At 67.9% G+C, this 21,116-nt stretch carries 22 protein-coding genes and 1 riboswitch; of the genes, 15 read left to right on the top strand and 7 right to left on the bottom strand.

The features are described from left to right. The first annotated feature begins 1 nt into the window (after position 1). The 7 genes from BXA00_RS11700 to serA all read left to right on the top strand — a co-directional run bounded on the left by BXA00_RS11700 (position 2) and on the right by serA (position 7,225). The gene (locus tag BXA00_RS11700) at positions 2-706 is read left to right on the top strand and encodes a heavy metal response regulator transcription factor (protein WP_076518643.1); all 705 of its coding nucleotides are present in this window, start codon (positions 2-4) and stop codon (positions 704-706) included. A 20-nt stretch (positions 707-726) separates the two neighbouring features. Beyond that, complete coding sequence (locus tag BXA00_RS11695; RefSeq protein ID WP_369825612.1) at positions 727-2,103, top strand: heavy metal sensor histidine kinase; 1,377 nt, start codon at positions 727-729, stop codon at positions 2,101-2,103. 69 nt (positions 2,104-2,172) lie between these two features. Then, on the top strand, positions 2,173-2,664 hold the full coding sequence (locus tag BXA00_RS11690; RefSeq protein WP_076518641.1) for a plastocyanin/azurin family copper-binding protein: 492 nt from the start codon (positions 2,173-2,175) through the stop codon (positions 2,662-2,664). Position 2,665: 1 nt separating this feature from the next. Next, the gene (locus BXA00_RS11685) at positions 2,666-4,444 is read left to right on the top strand and encodes a copper resistance system multicopper oxidase (RefSeq protein WP_076518640.1); all 1,779 of its coding nucleotides are present in this window, start codon (positions 2,666-2,668) and stop codon (positions 4,442-4,444) included. Between the two features lie 3 nt (positions 4,445-4,447). Next, positions 4,448-5,377, top strand: coding sequence for a copper resistance protein B (locus tag BXA00_RS11680; protein ID WP_076518639.1), 930 nt, complete (start codon positions 4,448-4,450; stop codon positions 5,375-5,377). A 44-nt stretch (positions 5,378-5,421) separates the two neighbouring features. Further along, positions 5,422-5,880 (top strand): DUF411 domain-containing protein, encoded by a 459-nt coding sequence (locus tag BXA00_RS11675; protein ID WP_083714245.1) that lies wholly within the window; start codon positions 5,422-5,424, stop codon positions 5,878-5,880. 145 nt (positions 5,881-6,025) lie between these two features. Beyond that, a complete protein-coding gene (gene serA, locus BXA00_RS11670) occupies positions 6,026-7,225 on the top strand; it encodes a phosphoglycerate dehydrogenase (protein WP_076518637.1) in 1,200 nt (399 codons plus the stop codon). Positions 7,226-7,307: 82 nt separating this feature from the next. Here serA and BXA00_RS11665 read toward each other — a convergent pair whose 3' ends face one another. Beyond that, entirely contained in the window at positions 7,308-8,174 is an 867-nt protein-coding gene (locus BXA00_RS11665; protein WP_076521915.1) for a LysR family transcriptional regulator, read from the bottom strand. Positions 8,175-8,325: 151 nt separating this feature from the next. Between BXA00_RS11665 and BXA00_RS11660 the strand changes: the two genes are divergently transcribed. From BXA00_RS11660 to BXA00_RS11645, 4 genes are read left to right on the top strand one after another with little or no spacing between them, the layout of a single operon-like run. Beyond that, positions 8,326-8,757: a VOC family protein gene (locus BXA00_RS11660; protein ID WP_076518636.1), complete on the top strand. Its 432-nt coding sequence runs from the start codon at positions 8,326-8,328 to the stop codon at positions 8,755-8,757. A gap of 24 nt (positions 8,758-8,781) precedes the next feature. Continuing rightward, positions 8,782-9,516 carry a 5-oxoprolinase subunit PxpB gene (pxpB, locus tag BXA00_RS11655; protein WP_369825606.1) on the top strand — a complete coding sequence of 245 codons (735 nt, stop codon included), beginning with the start codon at positions 8,782-8,784 and terminating at the stop codon, positions 9,514-9,516. Then, a complete protein-coding gene (locus BXA00_RS11650) occupies positions 9,513-10,505 on the top strand; it encodes a biotin-dependent carboxyltransferase family protein (protein WP_076518634.1) in 993 nt (330 codons plus the stop codon). Before pxpB ends, BXA00_RS11650 begins: the two co-directional genes overlap by 4 nt. Before the next feature lie 13 nt (positions 10,506-10,518). Next, positions 10,519-11,286, top strand: a complete 768-nt coding sequence (locus BXA00_RS11645; protein WP_076518633.1) for a LamB/YcsF family protein — start codon at positions 10,519-10,521, stop codon at positions 11,284-11,286. A 6-nt stretch (positions 11,287-11,292) separates the two neighbouring features. Here BXA00_RS11645 and BXA00_RS11640 read toward each other — a convergent pair whose 3' ends face one another. Beyond that, on the bottom strand, positions 11,293-11,964 hold the full coding sequence (locus BXA00_RS11640; protein ID WP_076518632.1) for a GntR family transcriptional regulator: 672 nt from the start codon (positions 11,962-11,964) through the stop codon (positions 11,293-11,295). 320 nt (positions 11,965-12,284) lie between these two features. Continuing rightward, a complete protein-coding gene (locus tag BXA00_RS11635) occupies positions 12,285-12,923 on the bottom strand; it encodes a trimeric intracellular cation channel family protein (protein ID WP_056564767.1) in 639 nt (212 codons plus the stop codon). A gap of 223 nt (positions 12,924-13,146) precedes the next feature. Here BXA00_RS11635 and BXA00_RS11630 point away from each other — a divergent pair, with 223 nt between their 5' ends. Beyond that, a complete protein-coding gene (locus BXA00_RS11630; RefSeq protein WP_076518631.1) occupies positions 13,147-14,016 on the top strand; it encodes a universal stress protein in 870 nt (289 codons plus the stop codon). A gap of 76 nt (positions 14,017-14,092) precedes the next feature. Here BXA00_RS11630 and BXA00_RS11625 read toward each other — a convergent pair whose 3' ends face one another. The 4 genes from BXA00_RS11625 to BXA00_RS11610 all read right to left on the bottom strand — a co-directional run bounded on the left by BXA00_RS11625 (position 14,093) and on the right by BXA00_RS11610 (position 18,254). Next, the gene (locus BXA00_RS11625; RefSeq protein ID WP_076518630.1) at positions 14,093-15,340 is read right to left on the bottom strand and encodes a muropeptide transporter; all 1,248 of its coding nucleotides are present in this window, start codon (positions 15,338-15,340) and stop codon (positions 14,093-14,095) included. Between the two features lie 106 nt (positions 15,341-15,446). Beyond that, the gene (metW, locus tag BXA00_RS11620) at positions 15,447-16,061 is read right to left on the bottom strand and encodes a methionine biosynthesis protein MetW (RefSeq protein ID WP_076518629.1); all 615 of its coding nucleotides are present in this window, start codon (positions 16,059-16,061) and stop codon (positions 15,447-15,449) included. Then, on the bottom strand, positions 16,058-17,317 hold the full coding sequence (locus BXA00_RS11615) for a homoserine O-acetyltransferase (RefSeq protein ID WP_172805872.1): 1,260 nt from the start codon (positions 17,315-17,317) through the stop codon (positions 16,058-16,060). Before BXA00_RS11615 ends, metW begins: the two co-directional genes overlap by 4 nt. Next, positions 17,307-17,388, bottom strand: a riboswitch (SAM riboswitch). Its footprint overlaps the gene before it by 11 nt. Positions 17,389-17,492: 104 nt before the next feature. After that, positions 17,493-18,254, bottom strand: a complete 762-nt coding sequence (locus BXA00_RS11610; protein WP_076518628.1) for a GntR family transcriptional regulator — start codon at positions 18,252-18,254, stop codon at positions 17,493-17,495. Between the two features lie 183 nt (positions 18,255-18,437). Here BXA00_RS11610 and BXA00_RS11605 point away from each other — a divergent pair, with 183 nt between their 5' ends. The 3 genes from BXA00_RS11605 to BXA00_RS11595 all read left to right on the top strand — a co-directional run bounded on the left by BXA00_RS11605 (position 18,438) and on the right by BXA00_RS11595 (position 21,093). Then, positions 18,438-18,719, top strand: a complete 282-nt coding sequence (locus tag BXA00_RS11605; protein ID WP_076518627.1) for a UxaA family hydrolase — start codon at positions 18,438-18,440, stop codon at positions 18,717-18,719. A 28-nt stretch (positions 18,720-18,747) separates the two neighbouring features. Next, complete coding sequence (locus BXA00_RS11600; RefSeq protein ID WP_076518626.1) at positions 18,748-19,923, top strand: UxaA family hydrolase; 1,176 nt, start codon at positions 18,748-18,750, stop codon at positions 19,921-19,923. A 156-nt stretch (positions 19,924-20,079) separates the two neighbouring features. Continuing rightward, a complete protein-coding gene (locus BXA00_RS11595) occupies positions 20,080-21,093 on the top strand; it encodes a tripartite tricarboxylate transporter substrate binding protein (protein WP_076518625.1) in 1,014 nt (337 codons plus the stop codon). Positions 21,094-21,116 lie beyond the last annotated feature (23 nt).

Raw genomic sequence — 21,116 nt, 5'->3', positions numbered from 1 at the left:
CATGCGCATCCTGGTCATCGAAAACGAACCCAAACTGGCCGACTACCTGAAAAAGGGCCTGTCGGAGCAAAGCCATGTGGTCGACGTAGCCCGCGACGGCGTGGACGGCCGCCATCTCGCCCTGGAGGGCGCCTACGACCTGGTCGTGCTGGACGTCATGCTGCCCGGCGTGGACGGCTTCGAGATCCTGGCGTCGGTCCGCGCGCGCAAGGACACCCCGATCCTGATGCTGACGGCGCGCGACGCGGTGGAAGACCGGGTCCGCGGCCTGGAAGGCGGCGCCGACGATTACCTGGTCAAGCCCTTTGCGTTCTCGGAGCTGGCGGCCCGCGTGCAGGCGCTCCTGCGGCGCGGCCGCTCCCAGGAACCCACGCTGCTGCGCCTGGCCGACCTGGAACTGGACCTGGCGCGCCGCCGCGCCCAGCGCGGCGGTCAGCGCCTGGACCTGACGGCCAAGGAATTCAGCCTGCTCGCCCTGCTGCTGCGGCGGCAGGGCCAGGTGCTGTCGCGCACCACCCTGGCCGAACAGGTCTGGGACATGCACTTCGACAGCGACACCAATGTCATCGACGTAGCCGTGCGCCGGTTGCGCGGCAAGCTGGACGACCCTTACGACACGAAATTGCTGCACACCGTGCGCGGGATGGGATACGTGCTGGAATCGCGCCCCCCGGCGGACGGCGCGGCGCGCGGTCCCGCGGCGTGAAGCGGCCACGCATGCGCTCGATGCAGGCGCGGCTGACCGTGCTGCTGGGCGCCATCGCCCTGCTCGTGTCCAGCCTGGCCGGCGCGACGCTGTTCTGGGCGCTCAAGCGCGAAGTCGAACGCCAGGAGATCACCGAGGTCAGCGGCAAGCTCGAGCTGATCGACCACCTGATCGACATGCAGAACAGCGCCAGCGGCCTGAACGACCTGGCCGCCACCTTCGACCAGATGCGCGCGGGACAGGCGCAACTGGGCATCTGGATCGAGGACGCCCAGGGCAAGGTGGTGTACGGCGGCGCCGCCCCCGAAACGCTGGAGACCACGGACGGCCGCCAGGTCCTGCTGCAGGCGCCCGACGGCGGCCGCATGCGCGGGTTGCGCGTCGCCATGAACGACCGCATCCTGCCCGGCGGGCAACTGACCGTGGCGGTCAGCACGCGCACCAGTTCGCAGTTTCTCTACGCCTACGGCACCGCGCTGGTCCTGATCTGCGCACTGTGGGTCGGCGCCACCGTCGTGCTGGCCGCCTGGGCCGTGCGGCGCAGCATGTCCCCGGCGCGCAGGCTGTCCGAGCAGGCGGCCGCCATCCAACCGGACAACCTGGCCCGCCGCCTGCCGCTGGCAGACACCGACCGCGAGCTGCACGAACTGGTGCGCTCCTTCAACCGCACGCTGGACCGGCTGCAAGCGGCATACCAGCAGATGGAGGGCTTCAACGCGGACGTGGCGCACGAACTGCGCACGCCGCTGGCGACACTCATCAACGGCACGCAGGTCATGCTGTCCTCGCCGCGCGATGCCGCGGCGCTGCGCGACGCGCTGGAATCCAATCTGGAAGAACTGGAAGACCTGAAGACCCTGGTCAACGACATGCTGTTCCTGGCCCGCGCCGACCGCGGCGAGCGCGCCGCCGATCTGGCTTCCGTGTCGCTGGCCGCCGAGTCGCGGCGCGTGGCGGAATACTACGACGCCACGCTGGAGGAACACGGCGTGCGGCTGCGCTGCGAGGGCGATGCCACCGTGGCCGCCAATCGCGGGCTGGTGCGCCGCGCGCTCGCCAACCTGATCTCGAACGCGATCAAGGCCACGCCACGGGGCGGCGAGATCGTGCTGGCGTGCTCGCCCTTGGACGCGGGCGCGCGCGTGGAGGTGCGCAATCCCGGCCCGCCCATCCCGGCCGCCGACCTGCCGCGCATTTTCGACCGCTTCTTCCGGACCGGCCAGGCGCGCGCGCCTCGCAGCGAAGGCCACGGGCTGGGTCTGGCCATCGTGCGTGCGATCGCGCGCATGCACGGCGGCGAGGCCGATGCGAGGTCCGACGCGTCCGGCACCGTGGTCGGCATCACGCTCCGAAGCGCCGACCTGCCCGGCGCTTGCGCGAACATGACAAAAACGTAATCTGCGGGACAGGATCGGGTCACCCGCGCCCGCGTAGAGTGCCATCACGGTCACACCGAAAGGATTCTCGTGAAAGGCACTCTGCTACGCACCCCGCTCGTTGCCCTGGCGCTGGCCCTGTCCGGCGCCGCCCTCGCCGCCGGCGGCCACGCCCCTGGCCATGAGGGCCACGCCATGCCGGCCGCCGCCGGCCCCATCGGCAAGCCGGGCGACCCCGCCCGCGTCACGCGCACCATCGACATCGACATGTCCGACGCCATGCGCTTTTCGCCCGCCAGCATCGACGTCAAGGCCGGCGAGACCGTGCGCCTGAACGTGCGCAACAGCGGCAAGATCCGCCACGAGCTCGTGCTGGGCACTGACGCCGACCTGAAGGCGCACTACGCCATGATGATGAAGGATCCCGGCATGCGGCACGAGGAGGCCAACGCCATCTCGCTCGACGCCGGCAAAAGCGGCCAGATCGTGTGGCGCTTCGACAAGGCCGGCAAGGTGTCGTTCGGCTGCCTGGAGCCCGGCCACTACGCCGCGGGCATGAAGGGTTCGGTCTCGGTGCTGTGACATGACGGCGCTCTCTCTTCCCTCGCGCCGGCGCTTCGTGCATGGGCTGGCCGCTGGCGGCGCGCTGGCCGCGCTGGGCGGCTGGCGGTCGGCCCTGGCCTCGCCCCCGCCGCCCCAGGAACTGCGCGGCACCGAATTCCACCTGGACATCGGCGAGACCCCGGTGAATTTCACGGGCGCCGCGCGCATCGCCACCACGGTCAATGGGCAGCTTCCCGCGCCGCTGCTGCGCTGGCGCGAAGGCGACACGGTGACCCTGCATGTCACCAACCGGCTGCGCGAACAGACGTCGATCCACTGGCACGGCATCCTCCTGCCCACGGGCATGGACGGCGTGCCAGGCATGAGCTTTCCCGGCATCGATCCCGGCCAGACCTTCACCTACCGCTTCGACGTGCGCCAGAGCGGCACCTACTGGTATCACAGCCACTCGGGATTCCAGGAGCAGACCGGCCTGTACGGCGCCATCGTCATCGACCCGCGCCGCCGCGATCCGATCGCCGCTGACCGCGACTACACGGTGCTGCTGTCGGACTGGACGGACGAAGATCCGATGCGCGTGTTCAACAAGCTGAAGGTCATGCCGGCCTACTACAACCGCATCCAGCCCACCGTGCAGAGCCTGGCCGCCGACGCGCGCGAACAGGGCTGGCGCGGCGCGCTGGCTGAACGCCTGATGTGGGAACAGATGCGCATGGACCCGACGGACCTGGCGGACGTGTCCGGCGCGACCTACACCTACCTCACCAATGGCGCCACGCCGGCGGGCAACTGGACGGGCCTCTTCAAGCCGGGCGAACGCGTGCGGCTGCGATTCATCAATGGTTCGGCAATGACGTACTTCGACGTGCGCATCCCCGGCCTGAAGATGACGGTCGTGGCCGCCGACGGGCAGGACGTGCGGCCGGTGGAGATCGAGGAATTCCGCATCGGCGTCGCGGAAACCTATGACGTAATCGTCGAACCCCGGGAAGACCGCGCCTATACGATCTTTTCGCAGGCCATGGACCGCTCCGGCTACGCACGCGCCACGCTGGCGCCCCGGACTGGCATGCAGGCCGACGTCCCGGCGCTGGATCCGGTCCAGCGCCTGGGCATGATGGACATGGGCATGGCGCATGGCACGGGCGCGGAACACGGCGCGCCGGGCAAGGACGCCGCGCACGTCGCCGCCGGCGAGGCCGCGAGCCACGGCGCGATGCCCGGCATGGAACACGCGAACGTCCATGGCGCCGGCGCGGACCAGGGCGGCATGGTCGAGGTCCGGCACCCCTACCCCGCCGAGCGCGGCGTAGGCAATGCCATGCTGCCCGACGTGGTCTCGACCCGGCTGGACGATCCCGGCGTCGGCCTGCGCGACAACGGCCGCCGCGTGCTGACCTATGCGGACCTGCGCTCGGTGCGCGAGCCGGACGACAATCGCCCGCCGTCGCGCGAGATCGAGCTGCACCTGACGGGCAACATGGAACGCTACATGTGGTCGTTCAATGGCGTGAAGTTCTCGGACGCCCGGCCCATCGTGCTGCGCTACGGCGAGCGCGTGCGCTTCGTGCTGGTCAACGACACGATGATGACGCACCCCATCCACCTGCACGGGCTGTGGAGCGACCTGGAATCGCCCGACGGCGCCTTCCAGGTGCGCAAGCACACGATCTCGCTCAACCCGGCGCAGCGCATCAGCTATCGCGTGAGCGCCGATGCGCGCGGCAACTGGGCCTACCACTGCCACCTGCTGTACCACATGGAGGCCGGCATGTTCAGGGCGGTCGTGGTGGAGTAATCGATGAAACCCCTCAAATCCAGGCATATCCCGCTGGCCGCGTGCGCCATCGCCATCGCGCTGACCGGTCCCGCCTCCTGGGCGCAGCCGAGCGCGGCCGACCACGCCGGCATGGATCACGGCGCGATGAACCACGCCGCGCCGCCCGCCCCCGCGCCACCTGAACACGCCGGCATGGACCATGGCCCGGCGGACCCGGACGGGTCGTCCGCCGCCCCGCCCGTCGGCAGCCTGCCCGCCAGCGACGGCGCGGGCGAGCGCGGCTACGACAGCTATGGCATCCATCCGCACATGATGGACAACGCGCCGACGTGGCAGGTCGTGTTCGACAAGTTCGGCGCATCGCGCAATCGCGACGGACACAACGCCCTGGAGTGGGATGGCCGCTTCTGGTTCGGCACCGCCACGGACCGCCTGCTGCTCAAGAGCGAGGGCGAACGCGAAAGCGGCGGCGGCTCGGACGGCAAGGTCGAGGCGTTCTGGAGCCATGCCGTGTCGCCGTTCTGGGACCTGCAGCTGGGTGCGCGCCGCGACATCGGCGCGGGCCCCAAGCGCAACTGGGCCGCCATCGGCATCGAAGGCGTGCTGCCCTACGACATCGAACTGCAGGCCACCGCCTACGCGGGTCCGTCGGGCCGCAGCGCGCTGGCGCTGAAAGCCGAATACGACCTGCTGCTGACCCAGCGGCTGATCCTCACCCCCGAACTGGAGGCCAGCCTCTACGGCAAGGACGATCCGGACCGTGGCGTCGGCGCCGGTCTTTCGGCCGGCTCGTTCTCGCTGCGCCTGCGCTACGAGGTCACCCGGGAATTCGCGCCATATGTTGGCGTATCCTTTGAACGCAAGTTCGGCCAGACTGCAGGCTACGCGGCGGACGCGGGCGAAAGCCGGTCCCAGGCCGCCGTCATGGCGGGCGTGCGCTTCTGGTTCTGACCGGCGCGGCCCCACGGACAACCTCACGCATTGCACGGAGCATCATGAACGTTTCCCGCCTTACACGCCGCCTCGTCATCGCCGCGGCCCTGTGCGCCCCCGCCATCCTGGCCGCGCAAACGCCGGTCAAGGTAGAGGTCTGGAAAACGCCAACCTGCGGCTGCTGCGAAGACTGGGTCCAGCACATGCGCGACAACGGCTTTGCCGTGATCACGCATGACGTCGACGACACCGGCCCCATCCGCCGCAATGCGGGCATGGCGGACTATGGGTCGTGCCACACCGCGATGGTGGACGGCTACGCCGTCGAAGGCCACGTGCCGGCCAGCGACGTGCGCCGGCTGCTGCGGGAAAAGCCGGACGCCGCGGGCCTTGCCGCGCTCGGGATGCCGTTGGGCTCGCCGGGCATGGACGGCCCGGAATACGGCGGCCGCAAGACGCCGCACGATGTCGTGCTGGTAGACAAGCGCGGCGGGGCCAAGGTGTTCCAGGCGTACCGCTAGGCAGCGGGCGCGGGCCGGGCGCGCCAAGCGCGCGCGCCCTTGCAATGAAACAATTCACCCACACCGCCTCAATGGCTACTCGCCGCACTGCAGCAGAAATGGTCCACAATAAATAAAACCGTTTCTCACCCACCCCCTGGCAGTCATGGCAAAAATCGTCCTGTTCGAGAACATCCATCCCAGCGCCCGCGCCGTCTTCGAGGCAGCCGGCTACACCGACATCGTCACGCACGCCGCGGCCCTGCCGCCGTCGCAACTGCACGACGCCCTGCGCGGCGTGCAGGTGGCGGGGATCCGTTCTCGCACCCACCTGGATGCCGCCCTGCTGTCCGGCAACCCCGACTTGCGCGTCGTGGGGTGCTTCTGCATCGGCACGAACCAGGTGGACCTGGATACGGCCATGCAACGCGGCATTCCGGTTTTCAACGCGCCGTTTTCGAACACGCGCTCGGTGGCCGAGCTGGTGCTGGGCGAGGCCATCCTGCTGCTGCGCCGCATTCCGGAAAAGAACGCGCGCGTGCACCTGGGCCACTGGGACAAGAGCGCCGCGGGCGCGTTTGAAACGCGCGGCAAGACGCTGGGCATCGTGGGCTACGGCAACATCGGCTCGCAGATCAGCACCCTGGCCGAAAGCCTGGGCATGCGCGTCATCTATCACGACGTGGAAGCCAAGCTGCCGCTGGGCAATGCCCGTCCCGCCGGCACGCTGAACGACTTGCTGGAGCAGGCCGACGTCGTCACGCTGCATGTGCCCGGCGGCAAGTCCACCGAAAACATCATGAACGCCGAGACCATCGCACGCATGCGTCGCGGCGCCATCCTGATCAACGCTTCGCGCGGCACGGTCGTGGACATCGCCGCGCTGCACGCGGCGCTGAAGTCCGGGCACCTGGCCGGCGCCGCGCTGGACGTGTTCCCCACCGAACCCAAGGGTCCGGACGAGCCGCTGGCCAGCCCGCTCATCGGGATGCCCAACGTCATCCTGACCCCGCACATCGGCGGCAGCACGCAGGAATCGCAAGAGAACATCGGCCGCGAAGTGGCCGAGAAACTCGTGCGCTTCCTGCAGGCCGGCACCACCAAGGGCGCCGTCAACTTCCCCGAACTGCCGTTCCTGGAGCAGGCCGGCGGCACGCGCATCCTGCATGTGCACCGCAACGCGCCGGGCGCGCTGGGCGCGCTGGACAACCTGATGGCCCAGCACGGCCTGAACATCGTCAGCCAGACCCTGCAGACGCGCGGCCAGATCGGCTACGTGATCACCGACGTGGAAGGCCAGGTGGACGACATCGTGATGACCGCCCTGCGCGATCACCCGATCACGGTGCGCTGCGACCGGCTGTAACGGCAGGCGCCCCTTCGGCACGGGAGCCCCGGTCGGGGCTCCTTTTCTTTTGACGCCCCAGGCGGGCTTGCGGCGCGACGCATCAAGGCTCGGAAGCCGCGCGCAGCAGGCATTCCGCGATCTTGTCGCGCACGCTGCCCGGATCGAAGGGCATGCGGCCGATGATGCCAATTTCGCGATGGAAGGCCAGGTCACCCAGCGGCAGGAGCCGCAACCCCGTCATGTCCAGCCGCCGCAACCGCGGCAGCAGCGCGACCCCCAGCCCATGACGCACCATGCCCGCGATGGCCTCGATCTCGTCGAGTTCCACGGCCTCGTGCACATTGATGCGGTGCTTTTTCAGGAATATGTCGACGACGCGGCCGCCGAACGACGCGCGGTCGTAGCGGATGAAGGGCTGGGTCGCCAGCAATTCCCGCCAGGGTGCGACGGGCATGGATTCCGGCATCGCCAGCATCACCGGCTCGCTCATCAGCGGCTGCCAGCCCAGTTCCGGCGGCAAGGCGAAAGGCGGACGGATCAGCACGGCAAGATCCACCTCGCCGGCGTCCACCTGGCCCAGCAGCGATAGCGAGACCCCGGGCACGATCCGCACGCGCACGTCGGGATAGACGGCCCGGAATTCACCCACCGCGTGAACCAGCAGATCCTGCTGCACGGAGGCGATGGCCCCGATCCGCAGCAACCCGCTGACATGCCCCCCGCCCGCCGACGCCGCCATGCGCTCGGCCATGGCGACCAGCTCTTCGGCCTGCGGCAGCATTTCCCGGCCCTGGGCGTTCAACACCGCGGCCCGCGGCCCGCGGTCGAAGAGTTCCACCCCCAGGTATTCCTCCAGGCGCTTGATCTGGGCGCTGACCGCCGACTGCGTCAACCCGAGCTGCGCCCCGGCACCCGTAAAGGTGCCGTCCCGGGCCACGGCGATAAAGGTCTTGAATTCCTTGATCACGATCAAAATTTTCGATGCTAAGACTCGAAAAATATCGTTTTGCTATAAAAAAAACAATACCTAAACTATGCCCTGGTGCTACCGCCGCCGCGCTTGCGGCGGCGCGCCGTCCGAACGATCATTTTTCTTTTTGCCTGACCCGGAGCCTTGCATGTCCGCTCAAACCAACCTGCCGCCGTTCCACCTGGCCTTCCCCGTCCGCGACCTGGCCGAAGCCCGCGCCTTCTACGGCGAAAAGCTGGGCTGTCCCGAGGGCCGCAGCTCGCCCGAATGGATCGACTTCAATTTCTATGGCCACCAGATCGTGGCTCACCTGGCGCCCAGCGAATGCGGCCACAAGGCCACCAGCGCCGTGGATTCGCATAATGTGCCCGTGCGCCATTTCGGCGCCGTGCTTTCCATGGAACAATGGGAAGCCATGGCCAAGCGCCTGACCGACGCCGGTACCGAGTTCGTCATCGAGCCCTACATCCGTTTCAAGGGCGAAGTGGGCGAACAGGCCACCATGTTCTTCCTGGATCCGTCGGGCAATGCGCTGGAATTCAAGGCGTTCAAGAACATGGATTCGTTGTTCGCCAAGTAACCCGTCACTACAGGTTTCGTGCCGTTGAACGTCAATCCCGTCCCCCTTTCTCCGGCCGAAACCCGCTGGCGCATCCTGCCCCAGGGTGACCGCTGCCTGATCGTCTCCTTCGGCGACCAGATCGACGCAGCCATCGGCCGCACCTGTCTGGCCGCCGCCCGCAAGCTGCGCGATGCGCGGCTGCCGGGCGTGACCGACGTGGTGCCGTCCTTCGTTGCCGTCGCGGTGCATTACCGGCCGGGCGGACACGGCGAAGGCCCCACCTACGCCGCGCTTTCCGAGCAGATCCAGGCGCTGCTGGCCGCTGGCATTCCCACCGGCGACGCCGGCGGGCGCGAGGTCGACATCCCCGTCTGCTACGGCGGCGAGCACGGCCCGGACCTGGACGACGTGGCCCGCGCGGCCCACCTGACCCCCGAGGCCGTGATCCGGCTGCACAGCGAGCCCCGCAGCATGGTGTTCATGCTGGGATTCGCGCCCGGCCATGCCTATCTGGGCGTGCACGACGAAAAACTGAACATTCCCCGCCGCCCGTCGCCGCGCACCGCGGTGCCGCCCGGCGCGGTGGCGATCGCCAACCGGCAGACCGTCATCTACCCCAACCGGCTGCCCGGCGGCTGGAACATCATCGGCGCCACGCCGCTCGTCATGTTCGATCCGGCGCGCGAGCCCGCCGCCCTGCTGCAACCGGGCGACACGGTGCGGTTCGTGCCGATCGCGCCTGACGAGTTCGACCGCATCCGGGGAGGCCGGCCATGAGCGTGACCGTGATCAAGCCGGGCATGCTGTCCAGCTTCCAGGACCGCGGGCGCGAGGGCTATCAGCACCAGGGCATCCCGGCCGCGGGCGCGATGGACGAACGCGCCCACCGCCTGGCCAACGCGCTGGCGGGCAACGACGGCGATCCCGCCACGCTCGAGATCACCCTGGCGGGGCCCACGCTGCGCTTTGACGCGCCGGCCTGCTTCGCGCTTGCCGGCGCCGATCTGGGCGCCACCCTGAACGGCAAGGACATCCCGCTGCTGCGTCCGCTGGTCGCGCGCGCGGGCGACGTGCTGGCCTTCGGCGCCCGCCCTGCCGTCGGCGTGCGGGCCTATCTGGCCGTGCACGGCGGCTTTGCGCTGACCCCGGTCATGGGCAGCGAGACCACCTATCTGCGCAGCGGCTTCGGCGGCTTCCAGGGACGCGCTCTCGCCAAGGGCGATGTGATCCCCCTGCGCCGCCCGCTCGCGCAAGATCGCGACCTGGCGGCGTTGCAGCAGGCGCTCTGGAATGTGCGCGTCTACCTGCCTGCGACGCTGGGCAACAAGCCGCGCGACGCCATCCGCTTTCTGCCCGGGGTGCACTGGCCGGAATTCTCGCAAGCCAGCCGCCAGGCCTTCTCCGAATCCGAATTCCGCATCAGCCCGCAGTCCGACCGAATGGGCTATCGCCTGATCGGCCCCGCGCTGTCGATGAACCAGCCGCGGCAGATGCTGTCCGAGGCGGCGTGCTTTGGCACCGTGCAAGTGCCTTCGGGCGGCGAAGCCATCATTCTCATGGCCGACCGGCAGACCACCGGCGGCTATCCCAAGATCGCGCAGATCGCCACGGTGGACCTGCCCGCCCTGGCGCAATACGCGCCCGGCCACGCGCTGCGCTTCCAGCGGATCGAACTCGACGAAGCGCAGCGCCTGGACGGCGAGCGCGAGCGCGCCTTCGTCCAACTACACGAGGCGCTGGCGCCGCTGCGCGCGCTTCTGGCCTAGAAAGGAACCCGCCATGACCACCCGCATCGACTTGAACTGCGACATGGGCGAAAGCTATGGCGCCTGGACCATGGGCAACGACGCGGCGGTGCTGCAATACGTCAGTTCCGCCAATATCGCCTGCGGCTTTCACGGCGGCGACCCCGCCACCATGCGCAAGACCGTGGCGGCGGCGCTGGCGCAGGGCGTGGCGCTGGGCGCCCACCCCAGCCTGCAGGACCTGGCGGGCTTTGGCCGCCGCGTCATGCAGATCAGCCCCGACGAGGCCTATGACATCGTCGTGTATCAGATCGGCGCCCTGGCCGGCGTGGCGGCGTCCCAGGGCGCGCGCCTGCATCACGTGAAGGCCCACGGCGCGCTCTACAACATGGCGGCCAAGGACGAAAAGCTGGCGCAGGCCATCTGCCAGGCGGTGAAGGACGTGGATGCCTCGCTGATCCTGTACGGACTGGCCGGCAGCAAGCTGATCGACGCCGCGGACGCAATCGGCCTGGCGGCCGCCAACGAAGTCTTTGCAGACCGCTCCTACCAGGACGACGGCTCGCTCACGCCGCGCACACGCGCCGGCGCCATGATCGAAGACGTGGATGTCGCGGTGGCGCAGGTCGTGCGCATGGTGCGGGAAGGCTTGGTGCGGTCGGTGGACGGCAAGGACTTGCCGGTGCGGGCCGACACGCTCTGCATCCATGGCGACCAGCCCAATGCGCTGGTCTTTGCCGATGGCATCCGCCGGGCCCTGGAGCAGGCGGGCATCGAAGTACGCACGCCGCCGCGCCGCTGACGCGCGTCAGGCGGCGTCCAGCGACGCTTCGCGATAAGCCTGCAGGATCGCCGGCAGCACTTCCACCAGATAACCGCGGGTCAGGTCGGCCGCGCGGTCGAAATCCCGGCTGGCCAGCGCCTGGATGATCGCTTCGGTGTAGGCGGGAATCTTGATGGTCTCCAGCGACTGCCGGGCCAACAGATAGCCCAGCGGCTCGATCTGTTCGTACAGCTTGCTGAGCATGCTGGTGAGCGGCGCATTGCCCGTGTAGCGCGCCGCCGCCAGGTAGAACTCGCGCGAGGCCGCGATGAACCCGCGCACATCGCGCCGGTCCATTGCCGCCACGATCGTCTCGTGACAGGCGCCCAGCTCGGCCACCAGCGGCCCCACGTCGGGCATTTCCGCGACCTGGCGGATGCCGTAGGCCTCCAGTTCGGCGCGCAACATGTACAGATGGCGGATCTGGGTTTCGGTGTAGAGCGTGACCCGGAAGCCCTTGCGCTGGATGTGCGTCACCAGGCCACTCAACTCCAGCAGGCGCAGCGCCTCCCGGATGGGGCTGCGGCTGGTGCCGAAACGTTGTTCCAGTTCCTGTTCCCGCAACGGCTGCCCGGGCCGGATGGTGCCGCTCACTATCAATTCACGAATCTGTTCCTGCAGGAAATATGGAATCGTGGCGGGCGCTTTGACGTCCAATCGGCTCCCCTTCTACTGCGCAATGCATGGTATGAGACCGTGACAAGATACTAGAAATCTATTGAAACACAAGCAGAAATACTGTTTCATCCGGGGAAAGTGTGGATCGCGGTCGCGAGTTGTTTTCGCAGCGTTTCCGGGTTGTTTCCGCGCCGACTCAGGGTTGTGTGCAGGCCGCTTCCCGGTTGTTTCCGGAGCATCCCCGGGTTGTCCCCGGGGGCTTCGGGGTTGTCCCCGGGTTGTGTCCGGGTTGTCTCCGGGTTGAGCCCAGGTTGGGCTCCCTCACTGGCGGGTTGCTCCCCGCAGGCAGGCCCCGCGCGTCAGTCCCAGTCGTCCCGATACACGAACTTCGGCATCTGCCAATTGAAGCGCAACGCCATCAGGCGCATCGTCAGGCCTGCCGCCAGCGCAATCGGCACCGAGGCGTTGGCGGACAACCCCAGCGACATGGACCCCAGATACAGGGCGCCGGTCACCAGGGACACGCTGGCGTAGAGTTCCTTGCGGAACAGCAGCGGCACCTCGTTGCAGAGCACGTCCCGCAGCACCCCGCCGGCGCACCCGGTGATCATGCCGCTGATGAGCACCACCGTGATCGGCAACTGCATCATCTGCGCCACCTGGCAGCCGATGACGGTGAACGCCACCAGCCCCAGCGCGTCGGCCAGCAGGAACACGCTGCGCAGCCGCCGCATGACCGGCGCGATCAGCGCGGTGAGGATCGCCGCGCCGCCCGTCATCCACAGGTATTCGGGATGGACCACCCAGGTCAGCGGATAGTGCCCCAGCAGCACGTCGCGCAGCGACCCGCCACCCAGCGCGGTCACGCAGGCGATGATGCAGACACCCATCCAGTCCATATCGCGGCGTCCCGCGGACAGCGCGGCCGTCATGGCCTCGGCGACGATGGCGACCAGGTACAGCGTATGCAGCAGGGCGGGCGATAGATCGGTGAACATAGGGTGGGCAGGAACTGAGGCAGGCCCCATTGTATTGAGCCTTTCCCGGGGCCGCGCCATTGCCTGCGCGCGCCGCATCCCGTACCCTCGGATCTGCGTTGATATCGATCAAGCCCAGCCTCGTGTCGCAGCGAGACAATGGAGACGAGCCCAACCGGGCGCTAATGGGCCAGGCAGCGCGGACGCGGGAGCCGCCTCTCTGGCCATCACCGGGAGATTAGGTATGACACAGCAAATTGGCCCCATCCTTCTGGCCACGGACCTGAGTGCGCGCGGCGACAGAGCCCTGGATCGCGCCCTGCAGTTGACCAAGGAACTGAACACCAGGCTGATCGTGCTGCATGTCATGGAATCCCATGCCACGCCGGCGCGGCTGACCACGCCGGTCTGGCGTCGCATGTCGCCTGACCACAAGGCCCTCGTCGAACGCGAGCTTGCCGAAGACGTGGCCGCCGCCGACGTCCCCGCCGAAGTGGTGGTCGCCAAGGGCGACCCCGTCGCCAGCATCCTCGAAACCGCCGACACCTTCGGCTGCTCGCTGATCGTGGCCGGCATCGCCCGCCAGGAAACGCTGGGCCGCCTGCTGCTGGGCACCACCGTCGAAAAACTGGCCCGCCAGGCGCGCCAGCCGGTGCTGGTCGTCAAGAACCGTCCGCGCAGGCCCTACCGCGACGTGCTGGTCGCCACCGACTTCTCGGACGGCTCGCGCCAGGCGTTGCGCGCGGCGCTGCAACTGGTCCCCAATGCCGAACTGACGCTGTTCAACGCCTACGAAGTGCCGTTCCAGAACCTGAACGTGCCCGATGACGCCGTCGTCAGCAGCTTCTACAAGACCGCGGAACAATGCGCCCAGCGTTTCATCGCGGAAACGCCCGAACTGCCCAAGGGCATGCCGACCAAGGTCGTGCTGGAGGCCGGCCAGCCCGAAACCGTGCTGGCCGAGTATTCGTTCACCCACCGGTCCGACCTGGTCGTCACCGGCACCCATGGCCGCACGGGCCTCCTGCGCACCGCCATCGGCAGCGTGGCCGAGCGGCTGCTGGAATCCCTGCCCAGCGACGTGCTGATCGTCAGGCTGTCCGGCGAGGCGTAGTCGGCGCCACGCCGCGGCCAACAAAAAAAGGCGACGCTCGCGCGCCGCCTTCGTGCAGGGCGCGGCGTGGCGCGGGCTACGCCTCGCCCTGTTTTTCCATGGCGTCGATGGTGCCGCGCAAGACCTTCAGCAGCACCAGGCCGGGCACGGCGATGGCCACCGTCAGCAGGAAAAACCCGGGCCAGCCCAGGTGCAGGACCAGCGGCGGCGTGAGCGGCCCGGCCAGGTACGTGCGGCCCACGGCCGACAGGGCCGACAGCAGCGCAAACTGCGTGGCCGAGAACCGCTGCCGGCACAGCGCCATCAACAGGCCCACGAAAGACGCCGTGCCCAGGCCGCCGCACAGATTCTCGATGCCCACGCCGGTCGCCATCAGCCAGATGTTCTTCGGGCTGACCGCGATCAGCCAGTACGCCAGGTTCGACACCGCCTGCAGCAGACCGAACGCCATCAATGAGCGGTACAGCCCCCAGCGCGCCATGACCGAGCCCCCCGCCAGCGCGCCGATGATGGTCGCGGCCAGCCCCAGCACCTTGTTCACGGTGCCCACCTCGGTCGGCGTGAAGCCCGCGCCGCGGATGAGAAAGGTGGTGGACAGGGCGCCGGCGAACGCATCGCCCAGCTTGTACAGCACGATCAGCAGCAGCACCGCCAGCGCGCCGCGCCGGGTGAAAAATTCGTGCAGGGGTTCGGCCACGGCCTCGCGCAGGCTGCGCGGCGCGCGCGCGACATGCTCGGGCTCGGGCGCCCACAGGGTGGCCAGCGCGCACAGCAGCATCAGCCCCCCCATCAGGATGTAGGTCTGGCCCCACCCTATCCATTGGTCCGCCATGATGAGCGCAAGCCCGCCCGACACGATCATCGCCAGCCGGTAGCCCATGACCTTGATGGCCGCGCCCGCGCCCCGTTCATCCTTGCGCAGCACGTCGGTGCAATAGGCATCGAAGGCGATGTCCTGCGTGGCCGATAAAAAGGCGACCATCACCGCCAGCAGCGCCAGCGGCATCAGCGCGGACGAGGGCGACAGCGCGCCCATCGCCACGATCGCCACGGCCAGCAGCAATTGCGTGACCAGCATCCAGCCGCGACGGCGGCCCAGCAGGGGCGGCACAAAGCGGTCGACCAGCGGGGCCCAGAGAAACTTGATGGTGTAGGCCGTGCCCACGAGGGTGAGGAAACCGATTTCCTGCAGCGGAACGCCTTCGACGGTGGCCCACGCCTGCAATGTGCCGCTGGTCAGGGCGAGCGGCAGGCCGCTGGCAAAACCCAGGACCAGCAGCGGGGCGACGCGGGGGCTGGTGTAGACGTTGGATACAGCGGTGATGACGGTCTCCTGAAACGTGGCCGGCGGCGTCGCAGGCGCTGGCCGCGGGCTTGCGGCATTTTAGGGCCTGTTCGTCCGCGCCGTCAGGAGCAGGCGTGTCGGAATGTCAGGGCGACGCGAAGCGGTACACCGCCAGCGTGCTGCGCCAGCTCGGGAAGAGCCGGACTTCCTTGCCTTCGTTGAACGTGGCGCGCTCCAGGATGCGCAGGTCCAGCTCGCCGGCAAGCTGTTCGAAGTCGCGCAGCGTGCACAGGTGGATGTTGGGCGTGTTGTACCACTGGTAGGGCATCTGGCCCGTCACCGGCATGCGGCCGCGCAGGATGGCCCAGCCATGGGGCCAGTAGCCGAAGTTGGGAAACGACACCACGCCGTGGCGCGCGACGCGGGCCATTTCGCGCAGGATGTGCTCGGTCCGGTGCATCGACTGCAGCGTCTGCGACAGCACGACCGTATCGAACTGCTTGTCGTCAAAGAGCGCCAGGCCGTCTTCCAGGTTCTGCTGGATGACTTCGACACCGCGGCGCACGCAGGCGATCACGCAGGTATCGTCCAGTTCGACGCCCGCCCCCTTCACCTGGCGATGGTCGCGCAGATGCGCCAGCAAGGCGCCGTCGCCGCAGCCCAGGTCCAGGACGCGGCTGCCGGGTTCGATCCATCCGGCGATGCGCGCGAGGTCGGGCCGCAGCGCGCCGTGCGCATAACGGGGTGTCACGGACGTCATTGGGGTTGTCCTTCGGTCAGGTCGGCCGCATCCAGGCCCAGCTCGCGCGCGATGCGTTCGTAGTAGCCCCGGACCACGGCATGGTAGCGGGCGTCTTCCAGCAGGAAGGCATCGTGCCCGTGCGGCGCGTCGATCTCGGCGTAGGTGACGGGGCTGCCGTTCTTGAGCAGCGCGCGCACGATCTCGCGCGAGCGCTCGGGCGGAAAACGCCAATCGGTCGAAAACGACACCAGCAGGAAATTGGATTTGGCGGGCGCCAGCGCCCGGGCCAGGTCGCCGCCCGTGGTGCGGGCCGGATCGAAGTAGTCGAGCGCGCGGGTGATCAGCAGATAGGTGTTGGCGTCGAAATAGCGGGTGAACTTTTCGCCCTGGTAGCGCAGGTACGACTCCACCTCGAACTCGACGTCGTAGCCATAGCGGTAGGCGCCGTTCTCGGCGGGCGCGCGCTGCGCGCGTCCGAATTTTTCGGCCATGTCGTCATCGGACAGATACGTGATGTGGCCGATCATGCGCGCCACCGACAGGCCGCGGCGCGGCACGGTGTCCTGCGCGTAGTAGTCGCCGCCGTGGAAATCCGGGTCGGTGATGATGGCGCGGCGCGCCACTTCGTTAAAGCCGATGTTCTGCGCGGACAGGCGCGGCGTGCTGGCGATGACGATGCAGTTGGCCACGCGCTCGGGCAAGGTGATGGACCAGCTCAGGGCCTGCATGCCGCCCAGCGATCCGCCCATCACGGCGGCAAAACGTTCGATGCCGAAGTGGTCCGCCACCCGCGCCTGCGCCCGCACCCAGTCTTCCACCGTCAGCACCGGGAACGCGGCGCCCCAGGGCTTGCCGGTCTCGGGGTTGATGCTGGCCGGCCCTGTCGAGCCGAAGCAGGAGCCCAGGTTGTTCACGCCGATCACGAAGAAGCGGTTGGTGTCCACCGGCTTGCCCGGGCCCACCATGTTGTCCCACCAGCCGAGGTCGGCGGGGTTGTCCGCGGCCTGCCCCGCGACGTGGTGCGAGGCATTGAGCGCGTGGCAGATGAGGACGGCGTTGGTGCGCTGCGCATTGAGCGTGCCGTAGGTCTCGACGGCCAGCTCGTACGACGCCAGCGATTGGCCGCTCAGCAAGGGCAGCGGCTCGTCGAAACGAATGAAGGTGGGGGAGACGAGGCCGACCGAACCGGGATCAACGGTATCGGCGGTCGTGACGGTTGCGGGTACGAACCCGCTGGCCGAATCACCGGCCAAATTCTGGGCAGGAGTGGTCATACGGACCTCTTTAGCTGGATTTATTGGAAGGCGCCCGCAAGCGGATCAGGCAAATCGGCGCCGAAAATGGGTAGTGCGGCAGGAATTCTAGCACTGCTTGCAGGCGGGGCAATCCGCCGCCCGCCACGCGATCGGGGCCTCTCGCCCCCGCGCGGCGGATGCCTGAATCCCTGCTTCAGGACGCGGCGCCGGCCTCCCAGGGCTCCTGGCCCAGGTATTCGTAGCGTTCGGTATTCACGCGCGACACCCGCCACTCCACCGGCTGGCGGTTGTACGAAAACGCGATGCGGCGGATCTCCAGCAGTGCGCTGCCCTCGGGAACGCCCAGGCAGCGCGCCTGCGTACGCTCGGCCAGGCAGGTCCGCAGGCGCTCGTCGGTGGCAATGACGTTCACGCCGAAGAGGTCCTGGTACAGCGCGTACAGCGTACTGGTGCGTTCGCGCAGGTGCGCTTCGGTCAGCCCCGGAAAGCGCGATTCCGGCAGGCAGACGTCGTCGGCCATGACCACGTCGCCGTTGAGCGACAGCACGTTCAGGAACTCGTACACCAGGGCGCCCGCCGGCAGCGCCAGCTTTTCGCGCGCCACCGCCGACGCCTTCACGCGGCGAAATCGCACCAGTTGGGTGGTCGGATAGGACTTGCTGCCATCCTGCCCGACGATGCGGAAAAACTTGAAGAAGTGGTGGTTGCGCGTGTGCACCGCCACATAGGTGCCGCGCCCCTGATGGCGCACCAGGATGTTCTCGGCCGCCAGTTCGTCGATGGCCTTGCGCAGGGTGCCGATCGATACGCCGAACCGCTCGGCCAGGTGTTTCTCGGGCGGGATCGCCTCGCCCTGCTTCCACTCGCCCTGCGCCAGCGCGGCAAGCACGGCCTGCTTGACCTGTTCGTACAAGGGACTGCCCAAAGGCACAGTCGGTGACAGGCTGGTGTTCATGGGTGCATCGCAATATTCACGGACCCCCAGTGTAGCGGCGCGGGTCGGATCCTCTCAAGTCATGTAATTCATCTATATGATTTAGTTGACTTTGAAAAAACACCGGCCTAAGATTTCCTGGCCGTTGTGATCCGCGCCGCGAGCAACAGCCCGGCGGCGCTCCTGACCCCAGAGAGGAAGACAATGATTCACGCCGTATTGCACGATGCGAAGGACACGGTGGCGGTCGCCGTGGTGGAGGGCCTGACCGCCGGAACGGAACTGAACGCCTGGATCATGGATGAAGACAAGATCATCCATGTGCGCGCGTCGCAGGACATTCCCATCGGCCACAAGGTGGCGATGAAGGACATGGACGTCGGCGACACGGTCTTCAAGTATGGCGTGGACATCGGCCGCGTGGTGGCGCCCATCAAGGCCGGCCAGCACGCCCATGTGCACAACATCAAGACCAAGCGCTGGTAAGCGTCCCCCCATCGCACAGGAATCCACCATGTCCATCATCAATGCCCAGACCACCTTCCAAGGCTATCGTCGCGACAACGGCCGCGTCGGCGTGCGCAACCACGTCATCGTCCTGCCCGTGGACGACATCTCCAATGCCGCCGCCGAAGCCGTCGCCAACAACATCAAGGGCACCCTGGCCCTGCCTCATCCCTATGGCCGGCTCCAGTTCGGCGAAGACCTGGAACTGCATTTCCGCACCCTGATCGGCACCGGCTGTAACCCCAACGTCGCGGCCGTGGTCGTGATCGGCATCGAGGAAGGCTGGACCAAGCGCGTCGTGGACGGCATCGCCGCCACGGGCAAGCCCGTCATGGGCTTTTCCATCGAACTGCACGGCGACCACGACACCATCATGCGCGCCTCGCGCTGCGCCAAGGAATACGTGCACTACGCCACGGCGCTCACGCGCAGCGAATGCCCGATCTCGGACCTGTGGGTCTCGACCAAGTGCGGCGAATCCGACACCACCTCCGGCTGCGGCGCCAACCCCACGGTCGGCAACGCCTTCGACAAGCTCTATGCGCTGGGGTCCACCCTGGTGTTCGGCGAGACGTCCGAACTCACCGGCGGCGAACACATCGTGGCCGAGCGCTGCGCCAACGATGCCGTGCGTGAAAAATTCATGTTCATGTTCGACCGCTACCAGGCCATGATCGACCGCTGGAAGACCAGCGACCTGTCCGAGTCCCAGCCCACCAAGGGCAACATCGCCGGCGGGCTGACGACCATCGAGGAAAAGGCGCTGGGCAACATCCAGAAGATCGGCAAGAAATGCCGTGTGGACGGCGTCATCGACAAGGCCGAAATGCCGGACGGCCCCGGCTTGTGGTTCATGGATTCGTCCTCGGCGGCGGCGGAAATGGTGACCCTGTGCGCCGCGTCGGGCTATGCCGTGCACTTCTTCCCCACCGGCCAGGGCAACGTCATCGGCAATCCGATCCTGCCGGTCATCAAGATCTGCGCCAATCCACGCACCGTGCGCACCATGTCCGAGCACATCGACGTGGACACCAGCGGCCTTCTGCAGCGCGAGATCGACCTGAACCAGGCCGGCGACAAGCTGCTCGAATGCATGCTGGCCACCGCCAACGGCCGCTGGACTGCCGCCGAGGCCTTGGGCCACCGCGAGTTCGTCCTTACGCGGATCTTCGAAAGCGCCTAGCGCCCGGCCCGGCCGGCGCGTCAAGGAGGACGCGCCGGCCTCCCCTCGCGGCATCATCGCGGCATCACCTACAAGAACCATCAGACCCGGGCGCAGACCGCGGCAGCATAGGCGTATGCATTCCTACCCGGGCGTTATCCCCAAGGAGGAAGACAGATGAGTAGCGAACCGCATTACCCCCTGCAAGATGCGCAGCGCCGTCGCCTGCTGGGCGCCCTGGGCGCCGCCGGACTGTGTGCGCTGGCCCCGTGGGAGCGGGCGCTGGCGCAGAAAGGCGCCTGGCCCGAACGCCCCATCAACTACGTGGTGCCCTTCCCGCCCGGCGGGCTGACCGACGTGGCCGCGCGGCAGGTCGGCAAGGCGCTGGCGGACGCCGAACGCTGGAACGTCGTGGTCGAGAACAAGCCGGGCGGCAGCGCCAACATCGGCGCCGCGCATGTCTCGCATTCCGCGCCCGACGGCTACACCTGGCTGGCCATCACCCTGTCGCATGCAGCCAACGCCACGCTGTTCGCGGGCAAGGCGGGCTACGACCTGACCCGCGACCTGACCCCGCTGGCCGGTCTGGCCTCTTCGCCCATCATGGTGGTGGTCAACGCCAAGAGCCCCATCAAGAGCATGGACGACCTGGCGCGCGCGGCCAAGGCCAAGCCGCTGTCGGCAGGCTCCAGCGGCAACGGCACGCCGCCGCACCTGACGCTGGCGCTCTACCAGAAGCTCACCGGCGTCCCGCTGATGCATGTCCCGTACAAGGGCGGCGCGCCTTCGCTCACCGACCTGATCGGCGGACACCTGGACGTGGTGTTCTCCAACTATCCCGAATCGCTGGCGCACGTGAAGAACGGGTCGCTGCGCGCGCTGGCGATCACCACGCGCAAACGCAGCAATGACTTACCGGACCTGCCGACCACGGCCGAAGTCGGCCTGCCGGACCTGATCGTCGAAAACTTCACCGGTGTGCTCGCGCCCGCCGGCACGCCGCCCGAGCTGGTCCAGCGCATCGGCAGCGCGATCGTCAAGCAGGTCTCGCAGCCCGCCATGCAGCAGGCCCTGCAGCAACTGGGCTTCGTGCCCCAGCCGCGCGGTCCGCAGGAGTTCGGCGCCTACCTGAAGTCCGAGGTCGACCGCTGGGCCAAGATCATCCGCGACGCCAACATCCAGGTCGCCTGAGCGGCCACACTGCCCACCACGAA

The sequence above is a fragment of the Achromobacter sp. MFA1 R4 genome, from assembly GCF_900156745.1.
Classification (GTDB): Bacteria; Pseudomonadota; Gammaproteobacteria; order Burkholderiales; family Burkholderiaceae_B; genus Achromobacter.
The sequence above is the reverse complement of the archived record's forward strand: the minus strand, read 5'-3'. Positions and strand labels throughout refer to the sequence as shown.

Bases quoted from the DNA above. Each gene is read 5' to 3' on its own strand.
- BXA00_RS11605 (WP_076518627.1), top strand. From the start codon at position 18,438: ATGATTCACGCCGTATTGCACGATGCGAAGGACACGGTGGCGGTCGCC.
- BXA00_RS11660 (WP_076518636.1), top strand. From the start codon at position 8,326: ATGTCCGCTCAAACCAACCTGCCGCCGTTCCACCTGGCCTTCCCCGTC.
- BXA00_RS11650 (WP_076518634.1), top strand. From the start codon at position 9,513: ATGAGCGTGACCGTGATCAAGCCGGGCATGCTGTCCAGCTTCCAGGAC.
- metW (WP_076518629.1), bottom strand. From the start codon at position 16,061: ATGACGTCCGTGACACCCCGTTATGCGCACGGCGCGCTGCGGCCCGAC.
- BXA00_RS11685 (WP_076518640.1), top strand. From the start codon at position 2,666: ATGACGGCGCTCTCTCTTCCCTCGCGCCGGCGCTTCGTGCATGGGCTG.
- BXA00_RS11675 (WP_083714245.1), top strand. From the start codon at position 5,422: ATGAACGTTTCCCGCCTTACACGCCGCCTCGTCATCGCCGCGGCCCTG.
- BXA00_RS11610 (WP_076518628.1), bottom strand. From the start codon at position 18,254: ATGAACACCAGCCTGTCACCGACTGTGCCTTTGGGCAGTCCCTTGTAC.
- BXA00_RS11695 (WP_369825612.1), top strand. From the start codon at position 727: ATGCAGGCGCGGCTGACCGTGCTGCTGGGCGCCATCGCCCTGCTCGTG.
- serA (WP_076518637.1), top strand. From the start codon at position 6,026: ATGGCAAAAATCGTCCTGTTCGAGAACATCCATCCCAGCGCCCGCGCC.
- BXA00_RS11700 (WP_076518643.1), top strand. From the start codon at position 2: ATGCGCATCCTGGTCATCGAAAACGAACCCAAACTGGCCGACTACCTG.
- BXA00_RS11680 (WP_076518639.1), top strand. From the start codon at position 4,448: ATGAAACCCCTCAAATCCAGGCATATCCCGCTGGCCGCGTGCGCCATC.
- BXA00_RS11595 (WP_076518625.1), top strand. From the start codon at position 20,080: ATGAGTAGCGAACCGCATTACCCCCTGCAAGATGCGCAGCGCCGTCGC.
- BXA00_RS11635 (WP_056564767.1), bottom strand. From the start codon at position 12,923: ATGTTCACCGATCTATCGCCCGCCCTGCTGCATACGCTGTACCTGGTC.
- BXA00_RS11645 (WP_076518633.1), top strand. From the start codon at position 10,519: ATGACCACCCGCATCGACTTGAACTGCGACATGGGCGAAAGCTATGGC.
- BXA00_RS11630 (WP_076518631.1), top strand. From the start codon at position 13,147: ATGACACAGCAAATTGGCCCCATCCTTCTGGCCACGGACCTGAGTGCG.
- BXA00_RS11615 (WP_172805872.1), bottom strand. From the start codon at position 17,317: ATGACCACTCCTGCCCAGAATTTGGCCGGTGATTCGGCCAGCGGGTTC.
- BXA00_RS11600 (WP_076518626.1), top strand. From the start codon at position 18,748: ATGTCCATCATCAATGCCCAGACCACCTTCCAAGGCTATCGTCGCGAC.